The 7,603-nt window shown below is 72.3% G+C and carries 5 protein-coding genes; 3 read left to right on the plus strand and 2 right to left on the minus strand.

What is annotated here, in order from left to right; genetic code table 11:
* The first annotated feature begins 68 nt into the window (after positions 1-68).
* Positions 69-1,388 carry a nitrate/sulfonate/bicarbonate ABC transporter ATP-binding protein gene (locus ACIRRS_RS29975; RefSeq protein WP_402977173.1) on the plus strand — a complete coding sequence of 440 codons (1,320 nt, stop codon included), beginning with the start codon at positions 69-71 and terminating at the stop codon, positions 1,386-1,388.
* On the opposite strand, the gene ACIRRS_RS29980 is transcribed toward ACIRRS_RS29975, so the two are convergent.
* Together ACIRRS_RS29980 and ACIRRS_RS29985 are read right to left on the minus strand one after the other, a co-directional pair.
* A complete protein-coding gene (locus ACIRRS_RS29980; protein ID WP_402977175.1) occupies positions 1,385-2,524 on the minus strand; it encodes a P1 family peptidase in 1,140 nt (379 codons plus the stop codon). The genes ACIRRS_RS29975 and ACIRRS_RS29980 overlap by 4 nt on opposite strands.
* 38 nt (positions 2,525-2,562) lie before the next feature.
* On the minus strand, positions 2,563-3,198 hold the full coding sequence (locus tag ACIRRS_RS29985) for a TetR/AcrR family transcriptional regulator (RefSeq protein WP_402977178.1): 636 nt from the start codon (positions 3,196-3,198) through the stop codon (positions 2,563-2,565).
* Between the two features lie 122 nt (positions 3,199-3,320).
* Between ACIRRS_RS29985 and ACIRRS_RS29990 the strand changes: the two genes are divergently transcribed.
* Together ACIRRS_RS29990 and ACIRRS_RS29995 are read left to right on the plus strand one after the other, a co-directional pair.
* On the plus strand, positions 3,321-4,763 hold the full coding sequence (locus ACIRRS_RS29990; RefSeq protein ID WP_402977180.1) for an APC family permease: 1,443 nt from the start codon (positions 3,321-3,323) through the stop codon (positions 4,761-4,763).
* Between the two features lie 191 nt (positions 4,764-4,954).
* The gene (locus ACIRRS_RS29995; RefSeq protein ID WP_402977183.1) at positions 4,955-7,459 is read left to right on the plus strand and encodes a collagenase; all 2,505 of its coding nucleotides are present in this window, start codon (positions 4,955-4,957) and stop codon (positions 7,457-7,459) included.
* Positions 7,460-7,603: the final 144 nt, after the last annotated feature.

Genomic DNA, 7,603 nt, shown 5'->3' on the forward strand with positions numbered 1-7,603 from the left:
CACCCCTGCGACCCGTCTCCCCCGGCCCGTCTCCTCCGATCCGCCGATCCCCGCCCCTGGAGCCCGCGATGACCATCGACAGCGTCCGCACCACGATCGTCGAGGCCGACGGCGTCACCAAGACCTTCTCCACCCCCGACGGCCGCGCCCTGCCCGTCCTCGACGACATCAGCCTCCACCTGGAGGAGGGCGAGATCGTCGCGCTGCTCGGCAAGTCCGGCTCCGGCAAGTCCACCCTGCTGCGCTGCCTGGCCGGGCTGATCTCCCCCTCCGCCGGCACGGTCGCCTACCGGGGCACCCCGCTGACCGCCGCCAACCCGGGCGTGGCGATGGTCTTCCAGTCCTTCGCGCTGCTGCCCTGGCTGACCGTCCAGCAGAACGTCGAACTGAGCCTCCAGGCCCGTGGCGTGGGCGAGGAGGAGCGGCGCGAGCGGGCGCTCAACGCCATCGACCTCATCGGCCTGGACGGCTTCGAGGGCGCCTACCCCAAGGAGCTGTCCGGCGGGATGCGCCAGCGCGTCGGCTTCGCCCGGGCCCTGGTCGTCGAACCGGACGCGCTGTTCATGGACGAGCCCTTCTCCGCCCTGGACGTGCTCACCGCCGAGAACCTGCGCTCCGAACTGGTCGGCCTGTGGGAGGGGCGGGAGGCGCCGGTCAAGTCCATCCTGATCGTCACCCACAACATCGAGGAGGCGGTGCTGCTGGCCGACCGCATCCTCGTCCTCTCCTCCAACCCGGGCCGCATCCGCTCCGAGCTGACCGTCGACCTGCCCCGCCCGCGCGACCGGCGCACCCCGCAGTTCGAGGCCCTCGTCGACGCCGTCTACGGCATCCTCACCGGCCGCGAGGACCAGCCCGCCGCCCCGGCCGCCGCCGACCGCACCGCCACCCCGATCAGCGGCCCGCTCCCCCAGGCCAGCGTCGGCGGGCTCGCCGGCCTGCTGGAGATCCTGCTCTCCATGGGCGGGGAGGAGGGCCTGGCCGAGATCGCCGACGAGCTCAACTTCGAGGTCGACGACCTCCTCCCCCTGGTCGACGCGGCCGTCATCCTCGGCTACGCCACCACCGCCGACGGGCGCCTGGCCATCACGGCGGCCGGGCGGGAGTTCTCCGCCGCCGACATCCTCACCAGCAAGCAGCTCTTCGCCCACACGGCTGCCAAGCGCGCCCCGCTGGTGCGCGCCATCGTCCAGGCCCTGGCCGCCACCGACGACCACAAGCTCCGCGAGGACCTCTTCCTGGACCTGCTGCGCCGGGGCTTCGACCTCGCGGACGCCCGCCTCCAGCTGGAGACGGCCATCGCCTGGGGCCGCTACGGCGAGCTGTACGACTACGACGCGGACGACGCCGAGTTCCTCCTCGAACCCGGCGCCGAGGCCGCGCTCTAGACCTCCTGGGCCGCCAACGCCCCGCGTGCGGCGAGGAGTTCGCGCAGCCGCCCGTGCGGGAGGGCGGGCGAGCGGTGGCCCTCGCGGCCGACCGTCTCCTCGGCGGTGACCAGGGCGTTCAGCACCGCCTCCTCCACGGCCTGGACGACGGCCTCGTAGAAGGGGTCGATCCGGCCCCAGGGGACGAACCGCAGGCTCTCGTAGTCCTCGTCCCCGGCCTCGCCCCGGGGGAAGGAGCTGGTCAGGGCGCCGGGGTTGGCGGTGGAGAAGGTGAGGAAGATGTCGCCGGAGAAGTGGCCGCCGCTGGTGCCCGTCCGGGTCAGGCCGAGCGGGACCCGGCGGGCCAGCGCCTTGCACTGGCCGGGCAGCAGGGGCGCGTCCGTGCCGATGACGACGATCACCGAACCGGCGCCTCCGGGGGCGAACCAGTCGCCGTCCTCCATCGGGTTGTCCTCCGCCAGCTCCCGCCCCACCGGGACGCCGGTGACGACGAGTTCGCGCCGGTCGCCGAAGTTGGCCTGGACGAAGGCGCCGACGGTGTACTCGGCGGAGCCGTGGCGGACGAGCCGGCTGGCGGTGCCCGAACCGCCCTTGAAGCCGTAGCAGTTCATCCCGGTGCCGCCGCCGACGCAGCCCTCCTCGACCGGTCCGCCGGCCGCCGCGTCGATCGCGGCGGCGGCGTGCTCGCCGCGCACGTGCGGGCCGTTGATGTCGTTGAGGTAGCCGTCCCAGGTCTCGGCGACCACCGGCAGCAGCCACTCCCGGGCCAGCTCGGGCCGGTTCGCGGCCGTCCAGTCGACCACGCCCCGGTGGACGGTGCCGACGGCGTGGGTGTTGGTCACCATGACCGGGCCTTCGAGCGCGCCGGTCTCCTCGATCCAGGTGGTGCCGGTCATCTCGCCGTTGCCGTTGAGGGAGTACCAGCCGGCCGCGCAGGGCGTGCCGACGCCGTCGCGGCCGCGCGGGAGCAGCGCGGTGACGCCGGTGCGGACGTGCTCGCCCTCGACGAGGGTGGCGTAGCCGATCTGCACACCGGGGACGTCGGTCAGGGCGTTGGCGGGGCCGGGCGTGCCGTCGAGGGCGAGGCCGAGGGCGCGGGCCCGGGGGCGTCCGGACGGGGTGGTGAGCGTGGTCATGGGAGGCCTTCCTGGGACGGGGGGTTGGGGCTGGCCGACTAGGAGGACGGGGTGTCCACCGCTCGGTCGGGGAGCAGGTCCGGGCAGCCGGTGACCGTCCGGGCGTGTCCGAGCAGCAGGTCGAGGGAGCGCTCGGGGGTGAGCGAGGCGTTGCGCGAGATGATGTGCAGGCCGTAGCCGTCCTCCAGGACGACGAGGTTGGCCGCGAGGTCGAGGGCCGGCCCGGTGAGCGTGAAGTGGCCCTGGGCGCGGCCGATCTCCAGGATGCCGGCGTAGAGCGTGACCTGGCGGTCGAACAGGCTCTGAGCGAGCGTGGAGTAGACCGGGTTGTCGTGCGTGGCCGAGCTGAACTCGTACAGGACCAGGGCGAGTTCGTCCTCGGGGCCGTCGGGGAGGCCGAGCCGGGCGCAGGCGACGAGCTTGTCGCGGGCGTCCGGCAGGGCGGCGGCGAGGGTGGCGCGGTCGGTGAAGAAGCGGTCGGCGGCGCGCCGGTAGACCTGCTGGAGGAGTTCGCCGAGGTCGCTGAAGTAGTAGTTCACCGACCCCCGGGCGACGCCGGCGGCGTCCGCGATGTCGGCGACGCGCAGCTGTGCGAGCCCGTGCCGTCCGACCGCCTCGGTGGCCGCGAGCACCAGCTGTTCGCGGCGGGCTTCCTGGTTCCTCGGTCGCGCCATCTCATTCCTTGTCGTTCGTGACGGATCTCGTCGTACCTCTTGACGTGGAACTATCGCAGAACTTTGACTTCGGTGCCAAAGAACTCCGGTGAATCCTTTCGCATCCACCCTGAAGGAGAACGATGGCCGATCCCCGCACCACCGGCCCCGCCACCGCCCCCGAGGCGGGCGCCGGGCAGGCCGCCTACGCCCAGGACCTCTCCCGCTCGCTCAGCCTGCGGGAGAACATGCTGATCACCCTCTCCTCGGTGACCCCGGCCTCCAGCGTGTTCATCGTGATGCCGGCGGTGATCCAGCGCCTCGGCGGCGCGGCGACCGTCGCCTTCGCCCTCGCGGCGGCGGCCGGCATCCTGATGGCCTTCTGCTACGCGGAGCTGTCCAGCGCCTTCCCGGTCACCGGGGGCGAGTACGCCTTCGCGGCGCGCACCCTGGGCCGCTCCACCGGCTTCGCGCTGTTCGCGCTCAGCCTGCTCGGCGGGGTGCTGGTCACCGCCGTCATCGCGCTCGGCACCGGCAGCTACCTGGGCGTGGTCTGGGGCGCCCTGGACGGGAAGGGGGCCGGGCTGGCGGTGATCGCGCTGGCCTCGGTGGTCGCGGTGCTCAACATCCGCACCGCCGCCTGGGTCACCGGCGTCTTCCTCGTCCTGGAGCTGGCCGCCGTCGCCGTCCTGGCCGTGCTCGGCTTCGTCCACGTCGAGCAGCCGGTGTCGGTGCTGTGGACGGCGCACACCCTCGGCGGCGCGGACGGCAACGTGCTGACCGGCGCCGCCTGGGGGCTGATCGCCTCCTCCACGGCGACCGCGATCTTCGCCTACAACGGCTACGGCACCGCCGTGTACTTCGCCGAGGAGACGAGGCAGGCCTCCGCGATCGGCCGGGTGGTGCTCTGGTCGCTCGGCATCACGGTGGCAGCCGAGTGCCTGCCGCTGGTCGGGGTGCTGCTCGGCACGCCGAGCATCGACGGGCTGATGTCGGCGGACTCGCCGATGAACTACTTCCTCCTGGAGCGGGCCGGATCCACCGTCAACACCGTGGTCAGCCTGGGCATCGCCGTGGCCGTCGTCAACGCCGTCATCGCGATCATGCTGCAGAGCGGGCGGCTGCTCTACTCCTCCGCCCGCGACCGCGCCTGGCCCGACCTGGTCGGCACCCCGCTCGCCACCGTCCACCGAAAGCTGCGCACACCCCTGGCGGCGACCCTGGTCACGGGCCTGGCGACGCTGCTGGTCGGCTGGCTGGTCTCGCTCGACACGCTGATCCTGGCCACCGGCTCGACGCTGGTCCTGGTCTACGTGCTGGTCGCCCTCTCCGCCCTCGCGGGCCGCGTCCGGGGCACCACCTCCACCGCCCCCTACCGCATGCGCGGCTGGCCGTACGTGCCGCTGGCCGTCGTCGCGGTGATGCTCTACGTCGCGTACGAGTCGATGCGCACCGACTGGCGCCCGATCACCATCGCCGCCGGGATGCTCGCCGTCGGCTACGCGTACTACTACGCCTACCTCCACCCGCGCCGCGCCGACCGCTGGACGATGCCCGACCCCGTCCGCGAGGAGCCCGGGGCCTGACCGGGGCCCCGCCGTGCGACCGCCCGCCCCTGTGACGGGCGGCCGCCCGGGCCGATGCTATGGCCGTATACGCCGGAATGCTATGTCACACCTCATTGATCGGGTGGGGCTGTCCATGACACCGTGCCAGGTGAGCCCTCCGCTCCCCCCACGCCTCGGAGGCTCGCCCCCACCCCCACGAAGGAGTGACGATGCGTCACACATTCCGGCTGTCCCGGGCCATAGCCGCGCTCGCCGCCGCGGGCACCACCGTCGTCGGCTTCGCCGCCACCCCCGGGTACGCCGCCCCCACGGCGGGCCAGGGCGCGCAGGCGAGCCACGTCGCGCAGCACAGCGGGACGGCCCCCACGGGCACCGCCTTCGGGCTGAACGAGACCGCGCAGAGCCAGACGGGCCGGCTCGCGCCCGCCCAGCTGCCGCCGCGCTCCCCGCAGTCCGCCGCCCCGCAGGCGCACACGCCGAAGCTGGCCCGGGCCCTCGCCGAAACCTCCTGCACCCCGGGCGACTTCGCCGGGCGCAACGGCTCCGCGCTGGTCTCGTACGTCCAGGGCTCGACCATCGACTGCATCAGCTCCCTGTTCCGCCTCACCGGCGGCGACGCCAACGGGGTGTTCAAGCAGAGCCAGATGGCCGCCGTCGCCGACGGGCTGCGCAGCGCCGCCGCCTCGTACCCCGGCGACAACTCGACGGGCGTGTTCCAGCTGGTCTACTTCCTCCAGGCCGGCTACTACGTGCAGTACTACCACCCGAGCGACGTCGGCGCGTACGACTCCTCGCTGACCGCCAAGGTGCAGGCCGCGCTGGACGCCTTCGTGGCGAGCCCGCACTTCCTGGACGTCAACGACGGCAACGGGCAGGTCGCCGGCCAGGCGATGATCCTCTCCGACAGCGCCGACCTCCAGGCCCGCTACCTCGGCACGTACAAGCGGGTGCTGAACGCGTACAGCAGCGGCTGGGACTCGTCCTGGTACATGGTGAACTTCGCGAACAGCGTCTACACGCCGATCTTCCGCGGGCACCAGAACGCCGACTACGTCGCGGCCGTCACCGCCGACCCGAGCATCATCAACACGCTCGACTCCTTCGCCCTGAACCACCGGGGCATGCTCGGCGGCACCAACTCCTTCCTCGCCTCCAACGCCGGTCTGGAGACCGCCCGGTTCATCGAGCACCCGGCGCTGGTGAACACCGTCCGCCCGCTCATCAAGGGCCTGATGGACGTCTCCTCGATCACCGGTCCGACCGCCCCGCTGTGGGTCGGCGTCGCCGGGATGGCCTCGTTCTACGACCAGGCGAACTGCTCGTACTACGGCGTCTGCGACCTGTCCTCGAAGCTCAAGGCCGCCGCGCTGCCGATCAGCCACACCTGCGACAACACCCACAGCATCCTCGCGCAGAGCCTCACCCCGGCCGACCTCGCCGCCGTCTGCGCCAGCCTGCAGAACCAGGACCCGTTCTTCCACAACCTGGTCGGCGACAACGGCCCGATCCCCGGGCAGTACGAGAACTCGCTGCAGATGGTGACGTTCGCCTCCCCGCTGGACTACCAGACCTACGCGGGCGGCATCTACGGCATCAACACCAACAACGGCGGCATGACGCTGATCGGGGACCCGTCCGACCCCAACAACCTGCCGATCTCGATCACCTACCAGAGCGGCGACAACGGCTTCACCGCGGGCGTGTGGAACCTCAACCACGAGTACACCCACGCGCTGGACGCCCGGTACGACATGAAGGGCAAGTTCGGCCAGCAGGTCTCCGTCCCGGACGTCTGGTGGATCGAGGGCGTCGCCGAGTACGTCTCGTACAGCTACCGGAACATGACCGACACCGGCGCGGTGGCCGAGGCGCCCAAGCACACCTACGCGCTGAGCACGCTGTTCCAGAACACGTACGACAACAGCGACGTGACCCGCACCTACCCGTGGGGCTACCTGGCCGTCCGCTTCATGGTCGAGCGCCACCCGGACGTCGTGCGGAACATGCTCGGCCACTTCCGCACCGGTGACTACCAGGGCGGCTACGCGACCTACAACTCCATCGGCACCGCGTACGACGCCGAGTTCAACACCTGGCTCGACGCCTGCGCCGCCGGCGCCTGCACAGTGGGCGGCGCGCCCACGGCCGCCTTCACCGCCGCGCCCTCCGGCCTGACCGCCCAGTTCACCGACCGCTCCACCGAGACCGGCGGCGGCACGATCGCCTCCTGGGCCTGGAACTTCGGCGACGGCACCACCTCCACCGACCAGAACCCCTCGCACACCTACGCCACGGCCGGCAGCTACACCGTCAGCCTCACCGTGACCGACGGCGGCGGCAGGACCAACAGCCTCAGCCAGTCCGTCACCGTCAGCAGCAGCCAGAACGGCTGCACCTCCGCCGACGCCCGCGTGCTCGACAAGAACTGCTCCCGCACCGGCCAGTCCGCGACGGCCGGCAACCTCGCCTACTACTACATCTACCTGCCGGCCGGCACCACCACCCTCAAGATCAGCAGCTCCGGCGGCACCGGCACCGCCTACCTGCTGTACAACCCCGACAGCTGGGCCACGCCCAACGCCTACACCAACGGCTCCACCGCCAACGGCACCACCCAGAGCCTGACCGTCACCAACACCACGGCCGGGTACCGCTACATCAGCCTCTACGCCCAGACCGACTTCAGCGGCGTGACCATCAGCACCCAGTACTGATCCCGCCCCGGTTCCGGTCAGGGGGGGGGGCCGGGGCCCCCCCCCCCCCCGCCCCCCCCGGGGGGGGGGCCCCCCGCGGGGGGGGGCCGGGGGGGGGGGGCGGCCCCCGCGGGGGGGGGGGGGGGGGCGGGGGCGGGGGCGCCC

Origin of the sequence: Kitasatospora sp. NPDC101183 (assembly GCF_044767945.1) — a bacterium.
GTDB lineage: Bacteria > Actinomycetota > Actinomycetes > Streptomycetales > Streptomycetaceae > Kitasatospora.